This is a genomic window from Rhodopseudomonas sp. AAP120 (assembly GCF_001295845.1).
GTDB lineage: Bacteria > Pseudomonadota > Alphaproteobacteria > Rhizobiales > Xanthobacteraceae > Rhodopseudomonas.
Genome location: NZ_LJIC01000079.1, coordinates 1 through 20,747, shown reverse-complemented (window position 1 = coordinate 20,747; position 20,747 = coordinate 1). Strand labels below are relative to the sequence as shown.

General features: G+C 66.4%; 17 protein-coding genes and 1 tRNA gene. 11 read left to right on the top strand and 7 right to left on the bottom strand.

Annotated features, from left to right (window positions below):
- Positions 1-116: 116 nt before the first annotated feature.
- Positions 117-2,129, top strand: coding sequence for a methyl-accepting chemotaxis protein (locus IP86_RS14035; RefSeq protein ID WP_245290618.1), 2,013 nt, complete (start codon positions 117-119; stop codon positions 2,127-2,129).
- A 146-nt stretch (positions 2,130-2,275) separates the two neighbouring features.
- A complete protein-coding gene (locus IP86_RS14030; RefSeq protein ID WP_054163158.1) occupies positions 2,276-2,488 on the top strand; it encodes a hypothetical protein in 213 nt (70 codons plus the stop codon).
- A gap of 249 nt (positions 2,489-2,737) precedes the next feature.
- On the opposite strand, the gene IP86_RS14025 is transcribed toward IP86_RS14030, so the two are convergent.
- The 4 genes from IP86_RS14025 to IP86_RS14010 form a co-directional block, all read right to left on the bottom strand.
- On the bottom strand, positions 2,738-3,589 hold the full coding sequence (locus tag IP86_RS14025) for a transglutaminase-like domain-containing protein (RefSeq protein ID WP_054163157.1): 852 nt from the start codon (positions 3,587-3,589) through the stop codon (positions 2,738-2,740).
- A gap of 112 nt (positions 3,590-3,701) precedes the next feature.
- Positions 3,702-5,906, bottom strand: coding sequence for a glycogen debranching protein GlgX (gene glgX, locus IP86_RS14020; protein WP_054163156.1), 2,205 nt, complete (start codon positions 5,904-5,906; stop codon positions 3,702-3,704).
- A 227-nt stretch (positions 5,907-6,133) separates the two neighbouring features.
- Positions 6,134-6,703 (bottom strand): DUF4142 domain-containing protein, encoded by a 570-nt coding sequence (locus tag IP86_RS14015; RefSeq protein ID WP_054163155.1) that lies wholly within the window; start codon positions 6,701-6,703, stop codon positions 6,134-6,136.
- Between the two features lie 11 nt (positions 6,704-6,714).
- A complete protein-coding gene (locus tag IP86_RS14010; RefSeq protein ID WP_054163154.1) occupies positions 6,715-7,224 on the bottom strand; it encodes a YciE/YciF ferroxidase family protein in 510 nt (169 codons plus the stop codon).
- A gap of 362 nt (positions 7,225-7,586) precedes the next feature.
- Here IP86_RS14010 and IP86_RS14005 point away from each other — a divergent pair.
- Positions 7,587-7,660: transfer RNA gene (locus IP86_RS14005), tRNA-Gly, on the top strand.
- 79 nt (positions 7,661-7,739) lie between these two features.
- Here the strand turns inward: IP86_RS14005 and IP86_RS14000 are convergent.
- Positions 7,740-8,426: an alpha/beta hydrolase family protein gene (locus tag IP86_RS14000; RefSeq protein WP_054163153.1), complete on the bottom strand. Its 687-nt coding sequence runs from the start codon at positions 8,424-8,426 to the stop codon at positions 7,740-7,742.
- On the bottom strand, positions 8,423-9,670 hold the full coding sequence (locus IP86_RS13995; RefSeq protein WP_054163152.1) for a DUF763 domain-containing protein: 1,248 nt from the start codon (positions 9,668-9,670) through the stop codon (positions 8,423-8,425). The genes IP86_RS14000 and IP86_RS13995 overlap by 4 nt, the downstream gene beginning before the upstream one ends.
- A 462-nt stretch (positions 9,671-10,132) precedes the next feature.
- Between IP86_RS13995 and IP86_RS13990 the strand changes: the two genes are divergently transcribed.
- The 6 genes from IP86_RS13990 to IP86_RS13965 all read left to right on the top strand — a co-directional run bounded on the left by IP86_RS13990 (position 10,133) and on the right by IP86_RS13965 (position 16,948).
- Entirely contained in the window at positions 10,133-11,077 is a 945-nt protein-coding gene (locus tag IP86_RS13990) for a family 2A encapsulin nanocompartment shell protein (protein WP_054163151.1), read from the top strand.
- Complete coding sequence (locus IP86_RS13985; RefSeq protein ID WP_054163150.1) at positions 11,064-13,037, top strand: family 2A encapsulin nanocompartment cargo protein cysteine desulfurase; 1,974 nt, start codon at positions 11,064-11,066, stop codon at positions 13,035-13,037. The genes IP86_RS13990 and IP86_RS13985 overlap by 14 nt, the downstream gene beginning before the upstream one ends.
- 207 nt (positions 13,038-13,244) lie before the next feature.
- Positions 13,245-14,192: a serine O-acetyltransferase EpsC gene (gene epsC / locus IP86_RS13980; RefSeq protein ID WP_054163149.1), complete on the top strand. Its 948-nt coding sequence runs from the start codon at positions 13,245-13,247 to the stop codon at positions 14,190-14,192.
- Positions 14,193-14,370: 178 nt separating this feature from the next.
- Positions 14,371-15,489, top strand: a complete 1,119-nt coding sequence (locus IP86_RS13975) for a methionine ABC transporter ATP-binding protein (protein ID WP_197279805.1) — start codon at positions 14,371-14,373, stop codon at positions 15,487-15,489.
- Positions 15,479-16,144 carry a methionine ABC transporter permease gene (locus IP86_RS13970; RefSeq protein WP_054163147.1) on the top strand — a complete coding sequence of 222 codons (666 nt, stop codon included), beginning with the start codon at positions 15,479-15,481 and terminating at the stop codon, positions 16,142-16,144. The genes IP86_RS13975 and IP86_RS13970 overlap by 11 nt, the downstream gene beginning before the upstream one ends.
- A 30-nt stretch (positions 16,145-16,174) precedes the next feature.
- A complete protein-coding gene (locus tag IP86_RS13965; protein WP_054163146.1) occupies positions 16,175-16,948 on the top strand; it encodes a MetQ/NlpA family ABC transporter substrate-binding protein in 774 nt (257 codons plus the stop codon).
- Between the two features lie 274 nt (positions 16,949-17,222).
- Here the strand turns inward: IP86_RS13965 and IP86_RS13960 are convergent, their stop codons facing one another.
- The gene (locus tag IP86_RS13960) at positions 17,223-17,885 is read right to left on the bottom strand and encodes a TetR/AcrR family transcriptional regulator (RefSeq protein ID WP_054163145.1); all 663 of its coding nucleotides are present in this window, start codon (positions 17,883-17,885) and stop codon (positions 17,223-17,225) included.
- Positions 17,886-18,121: 236 nt separating this feature from the next.
- Here IP86_RS13960 and IP86_RS13955 point away from each other — a divergent pair, with 236 nt between their 5' ends.
- Together IP86_RS13955 and IP86_RS13950 are read left to right on the top strand one after the other, a co-directional pair.
- Positions 18,122-19,357, top strand: a complete 1,236-nt coding sequence (locus IP86_RS13955; protein ID WP_054163189.1) for an acyl-CoA dehydrogenase family protein — start codon at positions 18,122-18,124, stop codon at positions 19,355-19,357.
- A gap of 158 nt (positions 19,358-19,515) precedes the next feature.
- Positions 19,516-20,574 carry a phosphotransferase family protein gene (locus IP86_RS13950; protein WP_082363998.1) on the top strand — a complete coding sequence of 353 codons (1,059 nt, stop codon included), beginning with the start codon at positions 19,516-19,518 and terminating at the stop codon, positions 20,572-20,574.
- Positions 20,575-20,747 lie beyond the last annotated feature (173 nt).

The window sequence follows — 20,747 nt, the reverse complement described above, 5'->3', positions numbered from 1 at the left end:
CAGCAGCCAACCCGGCTGCGACTTCCGTTTGTCTTGCCCCGTACTAATACGGGGATTTCATGTTAACCTGGTTCTAGCAGCGAACTGCTAACCGTCGGGCAGAAGAGGAGCCCGACGTGATCAAGCTCAATCGAATTGGTAACAAGCTTGGAGTGGCCGGCCTGGTCGGCATTTCCCTGGCGATCGGCATGGTGGTGAATCAGTCGGTCACGGAAACCAAGGTCGCCGAAGCCACGCGTGTTGCCGATCGCGAGGCCGAAGTCTCGGAGAATGCGCTGATCGCGGAATCCGAAATGCGCAACATGCAGCTGGCCGTGCGTGGCGTTCGGCTGGCGCGCTCGATGAAGGAATTCGAGCAGCGGCGGAGCGAATTCACCGCGGCGCGGCTGGCGCAGGCCAAGCTGCTCGACGCCGCGATTGCGGCCGCTGGGCCGCAGGACAAGGACAAGTTCGCCGAGATCAAGAAGATGACGGTCGACTACGCGGTCGGTGCCGACGAGCAGGCCGAGCAGCAGCGCCGGGTGATCGATCTCAACGCCAAGCGGATTGCGGTCGCCGCCGAGTGGGACGCCAAGGTCGATGCGATAGTCGCGATGCTCGGAAATGGCCAGGCCGCCACCGCCGCGCTTCGCGAAGCGGATGGCGATTTCGACGGCATCCGGGCCATCGGCTGGCAGTATTTCGTGGTCGACGACAAGGATCAGAAGGCCAAGATCGAGCGCAAGGCTGCGGCCGTCGCCGATGGCTTGAAGCGGACCGCCGAGCAGGCGGCCGATGCGAAGGCGCGCACCGGCGCGCGCGAGCTCGAGGTCGTGCTCAAGACCTATCTCGGCACGACGGCCGAGGCGTTCGCGGCCGATGCGCTCAAGAACAGCATCAGCCGCGATCGGACGATTCCGATCGCCAACAAGGCCGCGAGTCTGCTGCGCGGCGCCGTCGAAAAGGCGCAGGCGGCCGCTCAGCAGGCCAAGGCGAAGGCGGCGTCGGAGATCCTGTGGTCCGGCCGGATCAACCTGGCGTTCGGCGCGACGATCATCCTGGTGTTGATCGGCTCGGCGCTGTTCTCGTTCCTCGGCGTTGCGCGGCCGCTGACCCGGCTGAACGCCGCCCTCGGGCAGATCGCGGGTGGCAAGCTCGACGTGAAGATCTTCGGCGCCGAGCGCGGCGACGAGATCGGCGATATCGGAAAGACCGTCGGCATCATCCAGCTCAATGCCGAGCGCAAGGCGCGCGAAGAGGCCGACGCCAAGATCGTGCGCGATCGCGAACTCGCGGCGCAGCGCAAGCAGGACATGCTGAGGCTTGCCGATGAGTTCGAAGGCGCGATCGGCGAGATCGTCGAGACGGTGTCGTCGGCGTCCGAAGAGCTCGAAGCGTCGGCGACGTCCCTGACGTCGACGGCCGAGCGTTCGCAGGCGCTTGCCACCGTGGTTGCCGCGGCCTCCGAAGAGGCGTCGACCAACGTGCAGTCGGTGGCGTCGGCGACCGAGGAGATGAGTTCATCGGTCAACGAGATCAGCCGTCAGGTGCAGGAATCGGCGCGGATCGCCCAGGAGGCGGTCGAGCAGGCGCATCAGACCAACAACCGGGTCGAGGAACTCGCCCAGGCGGCCGCGCGGATCGGCGACGTCGTCGAACTGATTAACACCATCGCGGGCCAGACCAATCTGCTGGCGCTCAACGCGACCATCGAGGCGGCGCGCGCCGGCGAGGCCGGCCGCGGCTTCGCGGTGGTGGCGGCCGAAGTGAAGGCGCTGGCGGAGCAGACCGCGAAGGCGACCGGCGACATCAGTCAGCAGATCGGCGGCATCCAGAGCGCGACCGAGAATTCGGTGGCGGCGATCCGGCACATCGGGGAGACGATCGGCCGGATGTCCGAAATCTCCTCGACCATCGCGTCGGCGGTGGAAGAGCAGGGCGCCGCCACCCAGGAGATCTCCCGCAACGTCTCGCAGGCCGCGCAGGGCACCCAGCAAGTGTCGGCCAACATCACCGAAGTGCAGCGTGGCGCCACCGAGACCGGCTCCGCGTCGAGCCAGGTGCTGTCGGCGGCGCAGTCGCTGTCCGGCGACAGCAGCCGGCTGAGGCTGGAGGTCGCCAAGTTCCTCGGCACCGTGCGGGCGGCCTGAGCCGCAACCTCGGCCGGCGCTGCGTCATGCCTTACCCGTCGGTGCGTCAGGCTCTCGTGAGCCGGCGGCGTACGGCTCCGGCCGGGCGTACGGTTCATAAGGAACAAGCGCGGCGGCTCCTCATTGAAGCTGAAACGGAGGAGCAGATGGGCAAGGCCTATTACGACATCGTGGGCACCGACGACAGCTGGGGCGTCCGGCACGACGATGATCCGGTCGGCGATTACGCCAGCAAGGAAGCGGCGTTCGAAGCCGCGGTGCTGGCCGCCACCAACGCGATCAAGTTCGGTCACGAAGTCCGCATCACGGTGCCGGGCAACGAAAGCTCGGAAACGACGCTGGGCGTGGTGACGAACTGACAGCCGCTGCTACTCGCCGAACATTCCAGCCTCTCCGTCCTTGCGAGGAGCTCAGCGACGAAGCAATCCAGCGCAGTGCACGACGCTGGATTGCTTCGCTTCGCTCGCAATGACGGCGGTGAGGCTGCGCCATGTCCCCTAGGCAAATGCCCGGCACAAGGCCGGGCATGACGGGAAGGGCGAAGCTACTTCAATCATCACCGACGTTGCACGACGGCTTGGCCGATCGTCAGCGGTTCGTGTCCGCCTTCACGCCACCTTCTGCAAAGGGGGCTGTGACTGCTCCGTTGCCTCCTCGGTGACCTCGTAGGTCGTCACCTCGAACTTCAGCAATTGCGCGGTGCCGAACGAGGTGGAGATCGCTACGTCGGCGGCGTCACGGCCGCGGGCCATCACGATGCGGCCAATCCGGGGATGATTGTGCCGGGCGTCGAACGTATACCAGCGGCCGTCGAGATAGACTTCGAACCACGCCGAGAAATCCATCGGGGCCGGATCGGCCGGCACGCCGATATCGCCGAGATAGCCGGTGCAGTAGCGCGCCGGGATGTTCATGCAGCGGCACAGCGTCACCGCCAGATGCGCGAAGTCGCGGCACACGCCGATGCGCTCCGCATGGCCTTCGGCGGCAGTGCGGTCGTTGCGGGCATAGTGATAGCCGAATTCGATCTGGTTGTGCGTGTAGTCGACGATCGCCTGAACCCGCTCCCAGCCGGAAGGCGTGCCACCGAACAGCGACCAGGCGAGGTTGGACAGCTTGTCCGTGTCGCAGTAGCGGCTACCGAGCAGATAGACCAGCACGTCGTCCGGCAGCTCCGCCACCGGCAACTGACGCGCCCCCGGCGCGACTTCGTCGGGCAGGCCGGAGTCGGCGATCAGGAAGTCGTTGCTGATTTCGATCTGCCCGGCCGGCGCGACGATCCGCGTGCAGATATTGCCGAACATGTCGATGAAGTCGCGCGCCGCGACCTCGGGCGAGAACTTGATCTTGTGCTCACCGATGACGTCCGGCATCCGCTCAGGACGAACGCTGAGCAGCAGGTTCATCGGCGTGTCCTGGAAGCAATGGAAGGCGATGTTGTAGCCCGCTCGAATTTTCACCCGCAATCTCCGATTTCGGTCATTGAAACTCTCGCTCTTCAATGACCAGGCGTTCAGACGGTTCCGTCGTAACCGGCTGAACGCCTGCGCAAATGTGCGGCAGTGCAGGCTGCTAATCGATCAGTTCGAACAGCAGCGCCGAGCGTGCGGTCACCTGATAGGCGGTGCCGCAGGCGAACGTCTCCCCGGGCGAACCATCCGGAATGTTAGTGTCGATCAGCAGCTTCCAGTTCGCGCCGTGTGGAACTTCCGGGAGCGTGAACTCGACCAGGCCGTCGAAGCTGTTGGTGATCAGCAGCACGGTCTGGTCTTCGCCCTTCTTCCGGATGCCGGTCTTCTGGGCGCGGCCGTCGAGCAGCATGCCGAAGCATTTGACGTTGCCGTCGTCCCAGTGCTCCTGCTGCATCTCGCCGCCATTGGCGTTGATCCAGGTGACGTCGCGGACGTCGAGCTGCTCGTCGTGCTGGCCGGTGAGGAACCGGCTCCGCCGCAGCATCGGATAGTCGCGGCGAAGTTCCATCAGCCGCTTGCTGAAGGCGAGCAGATCCTTGGCGGCATCGTCATGGTCCCAATGTACCCAGGAGATCTCGTTGTCCTGGCAATAGGCGTTGTTGTTGCCCTGCTGGGTGCGGCCGAATTCATCGCCCGCCAGCAGCATCGGCGTGCCTTGCGCCAGCAGCAGCGTGGTCAGCATGTTGCGCTTCTGCCGCTCGCGCAGCGCCAGAATCTCTTCGTCGTCGGTCGGACCCTCGGCGCCGCAGTTCCAGGAGCGGTTGTCCGAATGGCCGTCCTTGCCATCCTCGCCGTTGGCGAGATTGTGCTTGTCGTTGTAGCTCGCCCAGTCGTTCAGGGTGAAGCCGTCATGCGCGGTGATGAAGTTGACGCTCGACCAGGCCCGCCGACCCTGGCGGTTGAACACGTCGCCGGAGCCGGCCAGACGCGGCGCGAGCGCGGCGGCGCAGGCCTCGCTACGCCAATAGTCGCGCACGGTGTCGCGGAACTTGTCGTTCCATTCCGCCCAGCCGGGCGGAAAGCCGCCGACCTGATAGCCGCCGGGGCCGCAATCCCACGGTTCGGCGATCAGCTTGACCGAGCTCAGCAGCGGATCCTGGTTGACGGCCTTGAGGAAGCCGCTCTGCTCGTCGAAGCCGTGGGTTTCGCGCGCCAGGATGGTGCCGAGGTCGAACCGGAAGCCGTCGATATGCATCTCGCCGGCCCAGTAGCGCAGGCTGTCGTTGACCATCTGGATGACGCGCGGATGCGACAGGTTGACGGTGTTGCCGGTCCCGGTGTCGTTGATGTAGTAGCGTTTCTGGTCCGGCAGCAGGCGGTAGTAGCTGGCGTTGTCGATGCCCTTGAACGACAGGGTCGGGCCGAGTTCGTTGCCCTCGGCGGTGTGGTTGTAGACCACGTCGAGGATCACGGCGAGGCCGGCCTCGTGCAGCCGCGACACCATCTCCTTGAACTCGCGCAGCGAGTTCGGGACATCCGCCGCGTAGCGCGGATCCGGCGCGAAGAAGCCGATGGTGTTGTAGCCCCAATAGTTCACCAGGTCCTTGTCGAGCAGATAGCTGTCGTTGACGAAGGTGTGGATCGGCAGCAGCTCCACCGCGGTGATGCCCAGCGATGCGATGTAGTCGACCACGGCCTGCGAGCCGAAGCCCGCATAGGTGCCGCGCAGGTTCTCCGGCACGCCGGGGTGCAGCTTGGTGAAGCCCTTGACGTGGGTCTCGTAGACGATGGTCTGGTCCCACGGCACGAATTTGCGGCCGGGCTCGCCGCGCCAGTCGAAGCCGGGATCGACAACGACGCATTTCGGCACGAAGCGGGCGCTGTCGCGCTCGTCGAAGGTGGTGTCGTCGCCGGATTCCATCTGATAGCTGAACACCGCCGGGTCCCATTTCAGCTCGCCCGCGTGGGCGCGCGCATAGGGGTCGAGCAGCAGCTTGTTCGGGTTGAAGCGGTGGCCGTTCTCCGGCTCGTAGGGGCCGTGCACGCGATAGCCGTAGAACGTGCCGGGGCCGACATCCGGAATGTAGCCGTGGAACACTTCGTCGGTGTATTCGGGCAGCTCGATGCGACGTTCGGTGTCGCCGTCGAACAGGCAGACTTCCACCTTGGTGGCGTTGGCGGAGAACAGCGCGAAGTTGGTGCCTTCGCCGTCCCAGCAGGCGCCGAGCGGGAACGGCAGGCCCTCGCGCACCGTGCTGTTGTCGGTCACGACATGATAGCCGGGCTGCGGCTTCGGCGCCGGTTCGGCCTGCGCGGGAGTCTCGGTGGTGGCGGGCGGCGGATCGAGCGTATCGGTATCGGTCATCGCGGGTCCTTCCGGGTTGGCGCGCAGGCGCAATCACGAAGCTCGGCCGAAGGCCCAACCCCGATTGAACTCGATCGGTTTGGTATCATTGACGAAATCCCCACCTGCTGACGCGATAATGCCGCATTCCGAATTCGGTTCCTGACCTGTTCGGCTCATCCGGGGCGGGGCGCAAAAAGAAAAGGCCCGGACACGCTTGTGTCCGGGCCGAGGTTGCGCGGGAGGTCTTACTTGCTCGACTTGTTCGACTGCGAGGTCGTGTTCGAGTGCTGCTTTTCGAGGTTCTGCGCCATCTCGAGATGATGCTTGAGCGCCGGCAGCGTCTTGCCGGCCCAGGCCTTCAGCTCGGCATTCTCGCCGCCGCGCGAATAGCGGTCGAACAGCGACACCGCATCCTTATGGGCGCTGACCTGCTGGTCGATATAGGTCTCGTTGAAATCGCTGCTCGCGCTGGTCAGCTTGTCGAGCTTGCTGCGATGCGCGTCGTCGAGCTGCGCCGGCACTTCGGCCTTCACCTTGCCGGACGAGATCAGCCCCTTCAGCTCGGTGCTGGTCTTGGTGTGATCGGCGATCATGTCCTTGGCGAAGGTCTTGACGGCGGTGCTGCCCTTTTGCTCGGCGAGCTTGCTCGACTGGATCTCGAAGATGTCGCTGATCGCCGCCTGCTTGATGAAGTCGGCCGTGGTCGGCGCGACGCCGAGCACGGAATTGACGCCGGTCTTCTCGCCGACCGACTGCGCCAGCACGGGCGACGCCATCAGCAGGCAGCAGCCCAGCGCGATCATGGTACGTTTCATGGCAATATCCTTCAGCTTGCGGCCTTGCGATTGACGCCCTTCCGGAGCGCCACGGTGTTGAGCTTGGTGTTGGCCGCTTTCTCTTCGTTGAGATTGGTGGTCAGGAAGCGGACGATGTCGTCGTGGCCGAGTTCCTCGGCCCAGGCGATCAGCGTGCCGTAGCGCGCGATCTCGTAATGCTCGACCGCCTGCGCATTGGCGACGATCGCGGCATCGAGCACGTTCTTGTCGGCGATCTCGCTGGCGGTCTCGTTGGCTTCCTTGATCAGCCCGTCGATCGCCGGGCAGTCGATGCCGGACGGCTTCTCGCCGAGCTTCTTGAACACCTGATCGAGCCGCTCGATCTGCTTTTCGGTCTCTTCCAGATGCGCCTTGAGCCCGGCCGCCAGGTCGCGGTTGGTGGCCTGCGCGATCATGGTCGGCAGCGCCTTGGTGATCTGCTGTTCGGCGTAATAAATGTCGCGGAGCCCATGCAGCAGCATGTCCTCCATGGTGTGAATGTCCTTGGTGAAAAGACCCATCGTCGCCTCCGGTGGTGGGGTGGTTGCCCCCACAACTGGAACGCGCCGGTTCTGTTCCATACGCGCGAGAGCGGAGGGGGACGGGCATGGGCAGGCGGTGGGGTGGGGCTGAACCGAGTTGCGGGAAGCGCGGCCCAGGTCGCTGCGCTCCCCGTCATCGTCATGGCCGGGCTCGTCCCGGCCATCCACGCTTCTTGGCCGCTTCCGCTCAAGGCGTGGATGCCCGGGAGGAGCCCGGGCATGACGGTGGGAAACGAGAGGCGCCAATTTTCGGTCAGGGGTCTGATCGCTCGCCGTCATCCCCGGCTGCGGCCTCGGAGGGTGTTGAGGCGAGCCGGCCGCCGTGTTAGGCAACGCCCGACGCGGGTGTAGCTCAATGGTAGAGCAGCAGCCTTCCAAGCTGAATACGAGGGTTCGATTCCCTTCACCCGCTCCAGCCCGACTGGCCCGTGGCAACGTTGTGGCGATGGCCGCTGATCTCTGCGACCGTCGAAGCTCCGCTCCGTTCGGATCCCTCAGTCAACCACGCGCGCGACCCACCCCGCCACCGCCTCACAAATCTCGCTGATCACGTCACCATCGCGGCGGCCGGTTCGGGCGGGGACGTGGAAGGCGTGATCGGCGTCGGCGATCGCGTGGAGGGTAGCCCGCTCGCCGAGGTTGCGGATCACCGGTGCAAGCAGTTCGGGCTCGGCGAGTTTGTCGCGCGTGCCCTGGATGAACAGCATCGGCACGCGGACGTCATCCAGGTGCTCGGCGCGGGCGACCGAGGGTGTTCCGGCCGGGTGCAGCGGGAAGCCGAGGAAGACGAGGGCGCGCACGTCATCGAGCGGCGCCAGCGCTTGCGCCTGCGAGGTCATCCGGCCGCCGAAGGATTTGCCGCCGGCGAACAGCGGGAGATCGCCGCAGCGGCGGAGCGCGGCCGCCACCGCGTCGCGGATCGCCGTGTGCGCAACGGCGGGCGAATCCGGCCGCTTGCTGCCTTTCTCCATATAGGGAAACTGGAAGCGCAGGGTGGCCACGCCGTGCTCGGCGAGCCCGGTCGCGACCTGCTCCATGAACGAATGCGTCATGCCGGCGCCGGCACCATGCGCGAGCACCAGGCAGGCCCGCGCGTCCACGGGCTTCATCCACATCGCCGACAGCGGTATCGCGCTATCGCCCTCGATCTTGAACAGCTCGGTCGTCGGCGCGCGCGTCATTTGTTCGGCGGTCCCGCAAGGCCGACGAGGTCGGCTTCCCACCCGAACACCGAGCGGCCGCCGAGCGCCGGCGAGGCGGCGCGCTCGCCGCCGACGAACTCCTCGAACGACGGCCCGCTCGCAGTGCGCTCCAGCCGGCGCGCCTGGGCGTCGAGCCGCCGGATGGTCTGCAGCTCCTCGTCGCGTCCGAGCTTGGCGCTCTGCACCGCGGACTTCAGCACGCGAATCGTCTCGTCATAGACCTTGATCGGCACCGGATAGGGATGGCGGTCCTTGCCGCCATGCGCCAGCGAGAACCGCGCCGGATCGGCGAACCGGTATGGCGCGCCGTGCACCACTTCGGCGACCATCGCCAGCGATTGCACGGTGCGGGCGCCGACGCCGGGCGTCAGCAGCAGCTCGGGAAAGTCGATCGGTCCGCGCTCGGCCGCGGCGGCCAGCGTGCCGTGCAGCCGGCGGGTGAAGACGTCGGCCGCGCGGACGTCGTGATGCGCCGGCATGATCAGATGCGGCAGCATGGCCTGCGCCGGCGGCTCAGTGGTCGCATCCAGATAGGTGCGGACGACGCCGTCGGGACCGAGGTCGGCCAGCAACTCGAGCTGTGCCTCGCGCGACGGCGCGGCGCGCCTGTCGGTGAGGTTGACGATCTGGCCCTGCGTCGGCCCGTCGATCGCGGCGTGCGGCGCCTCGACGAAGCTTTTGAGGTTTTCCGAATGCCAGTGATAGCGGCGCGCCTGCCGCTTGGTCTCGTTCATGCCCTGCTGCACGACGGTCCACTGGCCGTCGTCGGTGACAAAGAAGCCGTGCAGATACAGATCGAAGCCGTCCTGCACCGCGGCGCTGTCGACCTTGGCGACCAGCCGGCTGGCGCGGGTCAGGGCATCGCCGTCGAAGCCGACGCGCTGGCCCAGCGCGCTCAGCTCGTCCGGCGTGCGCCGCGAATGCCGCCCGCGGCCACCGCAGACGTAAATGCCGAGTTCGCTACCGAGCGGCGCCAGCCCGCGCTTCAGCGCGCCGATCACGCTGGTGGTGATGCCGGACGAGTGCCAGTCCATCCCCATCACGCTGCCGAACGCCTGAAACCAGAACGGGTGGGCGAGCCGCGCGAGCAATTCCTCGCGGCCGTAATGATGCACGATCGCCTGGCAGACGATGGCGCCGAGCGTCGACATGCGGTCCGCCAGCCATTGCGGCACGCGGCCGCCATGCAACGGCAGATCGGCGCTGCCGCTACGCCGGGTCATGCGGGACACATCTGTTGAGGCTCATGGCTGGAGTCTAGGCAGCAGCCCGGGCTTTAGCAACGAGGCCGCTGCCGAAACTCTGGCACGGGCCTTCGCAACGGGACTGCAGGCTGGATCGTGTGGTCACGCCGGCGGCTGCCGAGGCGAGGGGCGGTGGCCGCAACGCGCGGCGGTATGCCGAGATGGGCGTAGCGCAGTCTCATCCGTCAAAAGAATAATCATTCCATTTTCAGCAATCGTATTCTCTGCGGCGGCATCTTCATGGAAGCGCGTGCTATCAGCCCCACGCCATTCAGCAGCGATGAGTTGATCGTCGCTGTTAGTAGAATGCCATTCTCCATCGCGCCGAAATAATCGAACGTTGCCGGCGTGGACTCGGTGCAAATCTTCTCTTATTCCGCTTGTTAGTACCAAGCGAACCACGTGCATCGACGGTGATGCGCGTGCAAGGGAAGAGAGCAGATGGCTGATGATACCGAAGTCCGCAGGACACTCGCGGAAGGCGCAGCGCGCCAGCTTGCCAACGCCACCAAGACCCGCGCGCAATGGGGCGGTATTTCGCCGCGCTGGCTGGTGCCGCTGCTGCACTGGACACCGGTCGAAGCTGGTATCTTTCGCCTGAACCGCGTCAAGGAAACCCGCGGCGCCACCGCGTCGCCGTCGTTTGATGTCGAATGCAGCCCGCGCCGCGACCGCGACCCCGATCTACCGGAGACCTTCGTCGATTATGAAGAGCATCCGCGCGAATACTTCCTCAATGCCGTCACCACCGTGCTCGACGTGCAGACCCGCGTGTCGGATCTCTACAGCCACCCGTTCGATCAGATCCAGGAGCAGCTGCGGCTGCTGATCGAGAAGGTCAAGGAGCGGCAGGAGAGCGAGCTGATCAACAATGCTGAATACGGCCTGCTCGCCAACACCGCACCGTCGCAGCGGATTTCGACGCGGCGTGGCCCGCCGACGCCGGACGATCTCGACGAGCTGATCACCAAGGTGTGGAAGGAGCCGGCATTCTTCCTGGCGCATCCGCGCGCCATCGCGGCGTTCGGCCGCGAATGCACCCGCCGCGGCGTGCCGCCGCCGACCATCAATCTGTTCGGCTCGCCGTTCCTGACCTGGCGCGGCCTGCCGCTGGTACCGTCCGACAAGGTGCCGGTGGACGAGAACGGCCGCACCAAGATCCTGCTGCTGCGCACCGGCGAGAAAAAGCAGGGCGTGGTCGGGCTGTTCCAGCCGGGCGTGCCGGGCGAGGTGGCGCCGAGCCTGTCGGTGCGCTTCATGGGCATCAACCGCAAGGCGATCGCGTCCTATCTGATCTCGCTGTACTGCTCGCTCGCAGTGCTGACCGAGGACGCGCTCGGCGTGCTCGATGACGTCGAGCTTGGCAAGTATCATGAGTACGCCTGAGGCCTCGGGGGCTCATCCGGGTTCGGCGGCGGCGTCGCAGTTCGGCGCGCTGCCGGAGTCGGCCGGGTTGGAGCAGGGGGCGGCCGCTGCGCTCGGCGCGCCCGATGTCGGCACCGTCGCGCGGCTGGCGAATGCGTTCTTCGCGGCGCTGCCGAACGGCGCTGTGCCGGAGCCGGGCGCTGCGCTCGGCTCGGCGCCGCTGTTCGTCGCCGAGCCGCTGCAAAGCGCGATTCCCGGCACACCGCCGCTGACGCCGCCGCTCAAGCCCAACCACAATCCCGGCTCGGCGTCGCCGATTCCGACCATCGGCGCGGCGCGGCCGTCGGCGCCGCTGTTCGCGCTCGATCCGAAGCTTGGGGCGGAGCCGCCGCGCGCGCCGGCTGCGCCGCTGGATCTCACAGTGCCGCTGGCGGCGACGCCGGTCGCTCCGACGCTGGCCTCAGCGCCTGCGATCGAGCCGGTGTTCGCGCGGGAAACCGATCTGGCCGCGTTGCCGGGGCGTCTCGGCGACGTCCGCAGCTTCGTGCCGCCGGATGCGGCGGGCGCGGGACCGTTCGGTGCCAGCGCGGCGGCCGCCGCCGCGCCGCTGTACTTCCTCGCCGACAACCCGCTGGCGCGCACGACACCCGCCGCCGCGCCGACGATCACGCCGCCCGCGGAGAAGTTCGATCTCGCAGGGCTCGCCACCCAGCATCGCACCGACGTGCATGTGCTCGATCTGTCCGGCACGCGGCCGTTCGACGCGCATGTGTTCAAGCGTGACTTCCCGATCCTGCAGGAGACGGTGAACGGCCGGCCGCTGGTCTGGCTCGACAACGGTGCCACCACGCAGAAGCCGCAATGCGTGATCGATCGGCTCGCGCATTTCTACAAGCACGAGAACTCCAACATCCACCGCGCCGCGCACACGTTGGCGGCGCGCTCGACCGACGCCTATGAGGCGGCGCGCGAGAAGGTGCGCGCTTTCATCAACGCGCCGTCGGTGAAGGACATCGTGTTCGTGCGCGGCGCCACCGAGGCGATCAACCTCGCGGCGCAGGCCTGGGGCCGGCGCAATGTCGGCGAGGGCGACGAGATCGTCGTCTCGCATCTCGAGCACCACGCCAACATCGTGCCGTGGCAACAGCTCGCCGCCGAGAAGGGGGCGAAGCTGCGCGTCGCGCCGGTCGACGATCATGGCCAGATTTTGCTCGATGAGTACGAGAAGCTGCTCGGACCGAAGACCAGGATCGTGGCGTTCACGCAGGTGTCGAACGCGCTCGGCACAGTGACGCCGGTCGCCGAGATGACCGCGCTGGCGCATCGCCATGGCGCCAAGGTGCTGGTCGACGGCGCGCAGGGCATCTGCCACATGCCGGTCGACGTCCAGGCGCTGGACGTCGACTTCTACGCCTTCTCCGGCCACAAGATGTTCGCCCCGACCGGCATCGGCGTGCTGTACGGCAAGGCCGACGTGCTGGAGGCGATGCCGCCGTGGCAGGGCGGCGGCAACATGATCGCCGACGTCACCTTCGAGAAGACCGTGTTCCAGGGCCCGCCGGATCGGTTCGAAGCCGGCACCGGCAACATCGCCGACGCCGTCGGCCTCGGCGCGGCGATCGATTATCTGAGCCGCATCGGTATGGCCAATGTCGCCGCGCATGAGCACGAGCTCTTGGCCTATGGCACCGAGCATCTGCTCACCGTGCCCGGGCTGAAGCTGATCGGCACCGCGAAGGAGAAGGCCGGCATCCTGTCCTTCGTGCTCGACGGCTGCCGCAGCGAGGACGTCGGCAAGGCGCTCGACCGCGAAGGCATCGCGGTGCGCGCCGGGCATCACTGCGCCCAGCCGATCCTGCGCCGCTTCGGCCTGGAAAGCACCGTGCGCCCCTCGCTCGCGCTCTACAACACCCACGACGACATCGACGCGCTTGTCGACGCGCTGCGGCGCTTGCAGAGCGGGCGAGGCGTCCGGGCGTGATCGGCAATGTTCATCACAAAACTATCAACGCGTCATTGCGAGCGTAGCGAAGCAATCCAGCGCAGTGCATGGAGCTGGATTGCTTCGTCGCGGAGCCTGTACTCGGACGGCGCGAAGCGCCGATCCGGGTGCTCCTCGCAATGACGGGGAGAGTTTGTCGCTCAACGTTTCACAACTAACTCATCGAACTCATCGGAGCCGCCCCGCATGTCGCAATCCGCCGAGCCCCGTGTCACCCCAGAACCCGCATGGGACCTCGGCGCGATCGTCGCCGATCTGGCCGGGCTGCGCGCGGTGTCGCAGCGGCGGCGCTATAAGGGCCGCCCGTTGCCGGAACTGCCGTCGCGCGAAGCGGTGGGGGCCATTCTCGACGGGCTGGTCGCGGCGCTGTATCCGCGGCATTTCGGGCCCTCCGGTCTGTCGGAAGACACGCTCGACGTGTTCGTCGCCGACACCATCGAGCAGGCGCTGCGCCGGCTGCGGCGCGAGGTGCGCCGTGAACTGCGCCTCGCCGATCTCGACGCTGCCGCCAAACACGGCGAGATCGACGGCCAGGCGCTGGCGATCGTGGCGGACTTCGCCCACGATCTACCGCGTATCCGCGCGCTACTCGACAGCGACATCCGCGCCGCGTTCGACGGCGATCCGGCCGCCAAGAGTCTCGACGAAGTTGTGTTCTGCTATCCGGGCGTTGCGGCGATGATCCGGCACCGGCTGGCGCATCGGCTGTATGCGCTCGGCGTGCCGATGCTGGCGCGGATCGTCGCCGAGATCGCGCATGCGCAGACCGGCATCGACATCCACCCCGGCGCCACGATCGGCGAGAGCTTCTTCATCGACCATGGCACCGGCGTGGTGATCGGGGAGACCTCGCGGATCGGCCGCCGCGTCCGGCTGTATCAGGCGGTCACGCTCGGCGCCAAGCGCTTCGAGACCGACGAGCACGGCCGCATCGTCAAGGGCGGCGACCGCCATCCGATCCTCGAGGACGACGTGGTGATCTACGCCGGCGCCACCGTGCTCGGCCGGGTGACGATCGGGCAGGGCGCCCAGGTCGGCGGCGGTGTCTGGCTGACCCGCAGCGTGCCGCCCGGCAGCGTCATCACCCAGGCCAAGCCGGTCGCCGACTCGTTCGAAAACGGCGGCGGGATCTGAATCGCCGTTCGCTGTGCGAGGAAGAATTTACTCTCCTAGCGTAGATCGGTAGGCGAAAGACGGTGAGCCGTTCTCTCAACGCGGCGTCGGCGTTGTTTTTATTCTCCCTGCATTGCAGCGCAGCAGCCCAGGCGGTACGCGGTGGACAACGCCGTCGTGGTGACGGCATCTTCGATCGATGAGCACCTCCGTCATGAATGCCCCCTGGCAACCGCCTGCGCCAGACCGTCCCGTCTCCAGTGCCTCGTCCGAGACGGGCATCCTGATCGACCGCGTCCGCAAGGTGTATGCGGCGCGCAGGAGCAGCGCCGAGGTGGTGGCGCTCGACGACATCAGCCTGAGCGTGCCGAAGGGATCGATCCTCGGCGTGATCGGCCGCAGCGGTGCCGGCAAGTCGACGCTGATCCGGCTGATCAACGGGCTCGACAAGCCGACCGGCGGCCGCGTCGTCGTCAACGGCGTCGAAATCACCGCGCTGTCCGAACGCGAGCTGCGTGGCGCGCGGCGCTCGATCGGCATGGTGTTCCAGCATTTCAATCTGCTGTCGTCACGCACCGCCTACGGCAACGTCGCGCTGCCGCTGGAGATCGCCGGTACGCCCAAGGCCGAGATCGACAAGCGCGTGCTGCCGCTCTTGGACATGGTCGGGCTCGCCGACAAGCGCGACCGCTACCCGGCTGAACTGTCCGGCGGCCAGAAGCAGCGCGTCGGCATCGCCCGCGCGCTCGCCACCGAGCCCTCGGTGCTGCTGTCGGATGAGGCGACCTCGGCGCTCGATCCGGAAACCACCGATCAGATTCTCGAGCTGCTCAAGCAGATCAACCGCGACCTGCACCTGACCATCCTGTTCATCACCCACGAGATGGCGGTGGTGAAGGCGTTGGCCGATCGGGTCGCCGTGATCGAAGGCGGCCGCATCGTCGAGGACGGTGGGACGTTCGACGTGTTCGCCACGCCGCGCCACGAGGTGACGCGGCGGTTCGTCTCCTCCGTCACCGGCAGCGGCGCGCCGGACTGGCTGGTGGAGAAGCTGCAGCCGAGCCAGCCGCCGGGCGGGCAGGCGGTGCTGCGCATCACCTTTAAGGGCAGCGACGCCAACCAGCCGCTGCTGTCGCGGGTGACGCGCGAGCTCGGCGTCGATCTGAATATTCTCTCGGGCCAGGTCGAGATGATCGCCGGCCATCCGTTCGGCACGCTGATCGTGTCGCTGGACGCCGCGCCCGACGTGCTGCGCCAGGTGATCGCGCAGCTGTCGGCCGGCAACAATCTGGTGGAGCAGCTCGGCTATGTCGCCTGAACTTTTGCGCATGATCTGGTCGTCGCTGCTCGACACGCTGGCGATGGTCGGGCTGTCCGGCCTGTTCGGCACGCTGATCGGCCTGCCGCTCGGCGTCTTCCTCGCCACCAGCCGTTCAGGTGAATTGTTCGCCGCGCCGGTCGCCAATCGCATCATCGGCGTCATCGTCAACGCGACGCGCTCGACGCCGTTCATCATTCTGGTGGTGGCGATCGTGCCGCTGACTCGGCTGCTGGTCGGCACCTCGATCGGCACCGCGGCGGCGACCGTGCCGCTGACCATCGCGGCGATCCCGTTCATCGCCCGCGTCATCGAGGCGGCGATCCGCGAGGTCGATCACGGCCTGATCGAAGCGGCGCGCGCATTCGGCGCCAGCCCGCTGCAGATCGTCCGCAAGGTGCTGCTGCCCGAGGCGATGCCGGCGGTGATCATGGCGCTGACGCTGACGCTGGTCAGCCTGCTCGGCTATTCGGCGATGGTCGGCGCCGTCGGCGGCGGCGGGCTCGGCGACCTTGGCATCCGCTACGGCTATCAGCGCTTCATGCCCGAAGTCATGCTCACGGTGGTGCTGGTGCTGATCGCGCTGGTGCAGGGCGTGCAGACGCTGGGCGACACGCTGGCGCGCAAGCTCGACCGCCGCAGCCGCCGGTCCTGATTTATTTTTGAAGTCACAAGGAGTTTGTCGATGCGCCGTCTTGCCGTCTCGCTGATCGCGCTGGCCTTCGCCGGCGCCGCCCATGCCGAAACCATCCGGGTCGGCGTCACTGCCGGTCCGCACGCCGAGATCATCGACGTGGTCAAGAAGGTCGCGGCCGAGCGCGGGCTCGACATCAAGCCGATCGAGTTCACCGACTACGTGGTGCCGAACCAGGCGCTGGCGCAGAAGGAGCTGGAGGCCAACTCGTTCCAGCACGAGCCGTATCTGAAGAACCAGATCTCCAAGACCAACTGGAAGATCGTCAAGGTCGCCAACACCATCGCGTCGCCGCAGGGCGTGTATTCGAAGAAGGTCAAGACGCTGGCCGAGCTGCCGCAGGGCGCCACTGTGGCGATCGCCAACGATCCGTCGAACGGAGCCCGCGGCCTGCTGATCCTGGCGCTGCACGGTGTCATCAAGCTGAAGGATGGCGTCGGCGCCACCGCCAGCGTCGCCGACATCATCGACAATCCGAAGAAGCTGAAATTCGTCGAACTCGACGCCGCCCAGCTGCCGCGCTCGCTGCAGGACGTCGATTTGGTCTCGATCAACAACAACTACGCGGTGCAGGCCGGCCTCAACCCGGCCAAGGACGCCATCGCCCGCGAAGACGTCGAAGGCCCCTGGGTCAACATCATCGCGGTCCGCGAGGAAGACAAGGACAAGCCCTGGGTCAAGCAGTTGATCGACGCGTACCACTCCGACCCGGTCAAGCAGTTCGTCGAGACGCGCTTCAAGGGGACGTATATTCCGGCGTGGTGAACTTACCCCGCCGTCATTGCGAGCGAAGCGAAGCAATCCAGCGTAGTGCACGGCGCTGGATTGCTTCGCCTTCGGCTCGCAATGACGGAGAGGTCTGCTACATGCACTGAGTCCTCATCCTGAGGAGCCCGGCGCAGCCGGGCGTCTCGAAGGATGGGCCACAAGTGCCCGCGGCGCATGGTTCGAGACGGCGCTTCGCGCCTCCTCACCATGAGGTCGTGCATGTTGTGAGCGCTGCACAGCCCCGGCTTCGCTCACCAGAAGCCGAGTTGTACTACCGCCCCGGCCGCGCCGCCATCTTCTGCTCCTCCTCCGCACCCGCCATCAGCGCCAGCGCCGCGACGCTCACCACGCGGTCGATCACGCCGTCGACGTCGTCGAGGTCGCATTGGCCTTCGGACAGGCGCAGCAGGCGCTCGCTGTCGCGCACCGTCTGCTGCGCCATCGCCAGCGTGAAGTGCAGGCCCCAGTAAATGTCGGCGTCGGGCTTGCCGGGCAGCGCGCGGCGCAGCGCTGCGGCGAACTTGCGCAAGTGATCAATCTCGCGGTTCTTGATCTTGCGGATCGGCGCGATGGTTTCGATCGAGGCGCGGATCATGAACCGCGCCGAATCCGAGCGTTCGCTTTCCGGGCCGAGACAGCCGCGCAGCGACGGCCCGATCAGCGCGCGCAGGATCTCCTCGACTGGCGCACACCCGCCGCCGGCGGCCTCAGCGGCTTTCAGCAGCTTCAGCCGCTCGCGATTGGTGACGATCGACCGCGTCACGAACAATTCGGCGATCAGCTCGTCCTTCGAGCCGAAATGATAGTTCACCGCGGCGAGGTTGACGTCCGCCGCCGCGACGATGTCGCGCAGCGTCACCTCGCCGAAGCCGCGCTCGGCATACAGCCGCTCGGCAGCCTGGAGGATCGCGGTGCGTGTGGTGTCGGCGGCCATGCCATCCCGTCGCAAAATGTCGAACTTGCATTTCAAACAGCTGTATGAAACTATCGTTTCATGGCCGGAAGTCAATGCGCACGCGCGCGGCGGCGACCGGCATCCCGCCGGGACCGATCGCGGCGCGCGCCGATGGCGCCGCCGAGGGCAGGGCAGTCGCCTTGCGAGGGCCGGGTGGCGGGGAGACCGTGCCGGCAACCTTGTCGGCCAACAGCTTGGAAAAAGAGGATCGCCTGATGGATTTCACGATGTCCGATCGCCAGCGTGAATGGCTGGAACGCGTCACCGCCTTCATGAACACGCATGTCCGGCCGGCGGTGCCGATCTACAACAAGCAGGACGCCGAGGGCGAGCGCTGGAAGGTGATCCCGATCCTCGAAGAGCTGAAGGCGAAGGCCAAGGCCGAGGGTCTGTGGAACCTGTTCATGCCGCCGTCCTCGCACGAGGACGACGAATTCCACGGCGCCGGCCTCACCAATCTCGAATACGCGCTGCTCTCCGAACAGATGGGCCACATCTCGTGGGCCTCGGAAGTGTTCAACTGCTCGGCGCCCGACACCGGCAACATGGAAGTGCTGATGCGCTACGGCACCAAGGAGCAGAAGAAGCAGTGGCTTCGCCCCTTGATGAACGGCGAGATCCGCTCGGCGTTTCTGATGACCGAGCCGGCGGTGGCGTCGTCCGACGCGACCAACATCGAGACCAGCATCGTGCGCGACGGTGATCACTACGTCATCAACGGCCGCAAATGGTGGTCGTCGGGCGTCGGCGATCCGCGCTGCAAGATCGCGATCGTGATGGGCAAGACCGATTTCAACGCCGCCAAGCATCAGCAGCAGTCGCAGATCCTGGTGCCGCTCGACACCCCCGGCATCACCATCGAGAAGATGCTGCCGGTGTTCGGCTTCGACGACGCGCCGCACGGTCACGGCGTGGTGCTGATGAAGGACGTCCGCGTCCCGGCGTCGAATTTGTTGCTCGGCGAAGGCCGCGGCTTCGAGATCGCGCAGGGCCGCCTTGGTCCGGGCCGCATCCATCACTGCATGCGCACCATCGGCAAGGCCGAAGAGGCGCTGGAGAAAATGGTCCGCCGGCTGCAGTCGCGCACCGCGTTCGGCAAGAAGATCATTGAATACTCGATCTGGGAGCAGCGCATCGCCGAGGCCCGCACCGACATCGAGATGAATCGCCTGCTGTGCCTCAAGGCCGCCGACATGATGGACAAGGTCGGCAACAAGACCGCGCAGCTCGAGATCGCGATGATCAAGGTCGCGGCGCCCAACATGGCGCTGAAGATTCTCGACAACGCGATCCAGGCCTATGGCGGCGGTGGCGTCTCCGATGATGCCGGCGTGGCCAAGGATTACGCCCACATCCGCACGCTGCGGCTGGCGGACGGTCCGGACGAGGTGCACAACCGCGCCATCGCCCGGCTCGAGCTGAAGAAATACGCCAACGAGGCCAAGCACTGAGCGGCAGCCCCGCCCAAAACGTCATCGCCGGACTTGATCCGGCGATCCATCTCCTGAGATGATGGATGCCCGGGTCAAGCCCGGGCATGACGGTTTGGATTCGAACGCAATCGAACGCGCGGCGCGGACCGCGCGAACAAGAACAAGGGAGCGCCACTTTGGTCGGAATGCGGAATGATGAGGATTACGTCGGCACCAAGCCGGTCGAAGAGCGGCATCGCGTCGATGAAGCCCGCTTGGCGGAATGGATGCAGGCGAATGTCGAGGGCTATCAGGGCCCGCTCGAGGTTCAGCAATTCAGGGGCGGGCAGTCGAATCCGACCTACAAGCTCGTCACCCCGAACCGCTCCTACGTGATGCGGCGCAAGCCGTTCGGCAAGCTGCTGCCGTCGGCGCATGCGGTCGACCGCGAATTCAAGGTGATCGCCGCGCTCGGCAAGCAGGGCTTCCCGGTGGCCAAGGCCTATGCGCTGTGCACCGACGATGCGGTGATCGGCGTGTCGTTCTACATCATGTCGATGGAAGAGGGCCGGGTGTTCTGGGATCCGACCCTGCCGACCCAGACGCCGGACTCGCGCTGGGCGATCTTCAAGTCCAAGATCGAGACCCTGGCGCTGCTGCACAGCTACGATCCGGACAAGATCGGCCTCGGCGACTTCGGCAAGCCGGGCAATTACTTCGCCCGCCAGATCGACCGCTGGACCAAGCAGTACAAGGCCTCGGTCACCGATCCGATTCCGGAGATGGACCGGCTGATGGAATGGCTGCCGAGCACGCTGCCGCAGCAGGAGCGCGTCTCGGTGGTGCACGGCGACTACCGGCTCGACAACATGATCTTCCACGCCACCGAGCCGCGCGTGCAGGCGGTGCTCGACTGGGAGTTGTCGACGCTCGGCGATCCGATGGCCGACTTCACCTATCTGCTGATGCAGTGGTCGATGCCCGGTCTGATGGATGCCGACCTCAAGGCGCTGAACCTGCCGACGCTGGAGCAGGCCTCCGAGATGTACTGCAAGGCGGCAGGGATCAGCGGCATCACCAATATGAACTGGTATCTCGCCTACAACACCTTCCGCCTCGCCGGCATCCTGCAGGGCATCGCCGGCCGCGTCCGCGACGGCACCGCCGCCTCCGACAAGGCGAAGGAATCGGCGGCTCGTACTGTTCCCATGGCCAAACTGTCCTGGGAATTCGCCCAGAAGGCGGGCGCGAAGTAAACGTCAGGTCTCACCCCGAGCCGCAGCGCACTCCCTCTCCCGCTTGCGGGAGAGGGCTGGGGTGAGGGCGCCCCAAGCAGTGACTCAGCGACTCCTCGCCGGCGACGCGATCCCCCGCCTCTCGTTCGTCATTCCGGGGCGCGCAGCGAAGCTGTGCGAACCCGGAATCCATA

Excerpts from the sequence above, each read along its gene's own strand:
- IP86_RS13970 (WP_054163147.1), top strand. The coding sequence starts at position 15,479 with ATGTCGCCTGAACTTTTGCGCATGATCTGGTCGTCGCTGCTCGACACG.
- IP86_RS13985 (WP_054163150.1), top strand. The coding sequence starts at position 11,064 with ATGAGTACGCCTGAGGCCTCGGGGGCTCATCCGGGTTCGGCGGCGGCG.
- IP86_RS13965 (WP_054163146.1), top strand. The coding sequence starts at position 16,175 with ATGCGCCGTCTTGCCGTCTCGCTGATCGCGCTGGCCTTCGCCGGCGCC.
- IP86_RS13955 (WP_054163189.1), top strand. The coding sequence starts at position 18,122 with ATGGATTTCACGATGTCCGATCGCCAGCGTGAATGGCTGGAACGCGTC.
- IP86_RS14030 (WP_054163158.1), top strand. The coding sequence starts at position 2,276 with ATGGGCAAGGCCTATTACGACATCGTGGGCACCGACGACAGCTGGGGC.
- IP86_RS13995 (WP_054163152.1), bottom strand. The coding sequence starts at position 9,670 with ATGACCCGGCGTAGCGGCAGCGCCGATCTGCCGTTGCATGGCGGCCGC.
- IP86_RS13960 (WP_054163145.1), bottom strand. The coding sequence starts at position 17,885 with ATGGCCGCCGACACCACACGCACCGCGATCCTCCAGGCTGCCGAGCGG.
- epsC (WP_054163149.1), top strand. The coding sequence starts at position 13,245 with ATGTCGCAATCCGCCGAGCCCCGTGTCACCCCAGAACCCGCATGGGAC.
- IP86_RS14015 (WP_054163155.1), bottom strand. The coding sequence starts at position 6,703 with ATGAAACGTACCATGATCGCGCTGGGCTGCTGCCTGCTGATGGCGTCG.
- IP86_RS13975 (WP_197279805.1), top strand. The coding sequence starts at position 14,371 with ATGAGCACCTCCGTCATGAATGCCCCCTGGCAACCGCCTGCGCCAGAC.
- glgX (WP_054163156.1), bottom strand. The coding sequence starts at position 5,906 with ATGACCGATACCGATACGCTCGATCCGCCGCCCGCCACCACCGAGACT.
- IP86_RS14000 (WP_054163153.1), bottom strand. The coding sequence starts at position 8,426 with ATGACGCGCGCGCCGACGACCGAGCTGTTCAAGATCGAGGGCGATAGC.
- IP86_RS13990 (WP_054163151.1), top strand. The coding sequence starts at position 10,133 with ATGGCTGATGATACCGAAGTCCGCAGGACACTCGCGGAAGGCGCAGCG.
- IP86_RS14010 (WP_054163154.1), bottom strand. The coding sequence starts at position 7,224 with ATGGGTCTTTTCACCAAGGACATTCACACCATGGAGGACATGCTGCTG.